The organism is Streptomyces sp. NPDC051172 (assembly GCF_040682555.1).
Classification (GTDB): Bacteria; Actinomycetota; Actinomycetes; order Streptomycetales; family Streptomycetaceae; genus Streptomyces.
Window position 1 is genome coordinate 1 of the sequence record NZ_JBFBBE010000344.1, and the last position, 1,443, is coordinate 1,443.

A 1,443-nucleotide genomic window follows, 5' to 3' on the forward strand; every position below is an offset into this window, starting at 1 on the left:
CTGCGGGGCCGGGGACGGCGATCCGGCCGCCGCGTCCGTGCCCGCAGACGGAGTCCATGACGACGCCGGCACCGCGGCGCCCACGGAGGCGGCGGCCCCGGAGGGGCTCGGCCTGGGCGACCGTCAGGACGCGCGCATGGCGGAGGCCGCGGCCGAGCGTGCGGCCACGTTCGGCTTCGTCCGCCAGCGGGCCGCCACGGCAGAGGAGATCGACGCGGCCCGCGAGGACTTCCGGGACCGGCGCGCGGACGCGGACCGGACCACCGTGCAGCCGGCGCAGTGCAAGGCGCCGCTGACCGCCCTGGACTTCTCCCCGATCGCCCTCGACGGGGCCGAGGCCACGCGCGTGGACGTCGGCGCCGACACCTTCACGGGCACGGGCACCGTGGAGGTCGCCCGGCTCACGGGCCAGGGCCGCCAGGACGTCGAGCGGCACATCCAGACCGTCAATGCCCTGCGCGCCGACTGCCGCGAGATGACCATGACCGTGCAGGAGGGGGACGCGACCGTCGACTACCGCCTCGAGGTCTCCGACGCGCCGCTGTCCGACGGCACCCCCGCGCAGTCCGCCCTCGTGTGGGAGCGGACCCTGGCCTCGGAGTCCGAGCCCCAGCTCACAGCCCAGGTGCTCACCGCCGTCACCTCCGACGCCGTGGTGATGGTCTCCTTCGTGGGCCGGCCTGAGGCCGGGCGCAAGGAGTTCACGCTCATCGCCGAGGAGATGCTGGCCGCCGCCCTGGCCGCCGACTGAGCCGGACCCGCCCGGCGGCGTCGTCTTTCCCCCTGTGACGCCGCCGGCGTCCGCTCACGGCTGACGCGTCCGGGGCGTGCGCCATGATGGTGGGCATGACCGCACCGCAGACCCCGAACCCCGCCCCGTCCGCTGACGCCCCCGCCGCCGTGCCGCGCGCGGCCACCCGGGTGCGCGCGTCCGAGCTCGTGGGCCGCGGCTGGCTGAACACCGGCGGCGAGCAGGTGGCCCTCGAGGACCTGCGCGGCAAGGTCGTCCTCCTCGACTTCTGGACGTTCTGCTGCATCAACTGCCTGCACGTCCTGGACGAGCTGCGCCCGCTCGAGGAGGAGTTCGCGGACGTGCTCGTCACGGTGGGCGTGCACTCGCCCAAGTTCGAGCACGAGGCGGACCCGGACGCGCTCGCGGCCGCCGTCGAGCGCTACGCCATCGAGCACCCCGTGCTGGACGACCCCGAGCTGACCACGTGGCAGGCGTACTCGGCGCGCGCGTGGCCCACCCTCGTGGTGGTGGACCCGGAGGGCTACATCGCCGCGCACCTGTCCGGCGAGGGGCACGTGGCCGGGCTCTACGGCCTCGTGCGCGAGCTCGTGGCCGAGCACGAGGCCAAGGGCACGCTGCACCGCGGCTCCGGCCCCTACGTCCCGCCCGCGCCCGTGGCCCGGGACCTGTCGTTCCCCGGCAAGGCCGTG

General features: G+C 75.6%; 2 protein-coding genes. Both read left to right on the forward strand.

The window, feature by feature from the left end; genetic code table 11:
- Positions 1-751: hypothetical protein (locus AB0N07_RS50950; protein ID WP_365847807.1), on the forward strand; the 751-nt coding region annotated here is incomplete at its 5' end.
- 95 nt (positions 752-846) lie between these two features.
- Positions 847-1,443: redoxin domain-containing protein (locus AB0N07_RS50955; protein ID WP_365847809.1), on the forward strand; the 597-nt coding region annotated here is incomplete at its 3' end.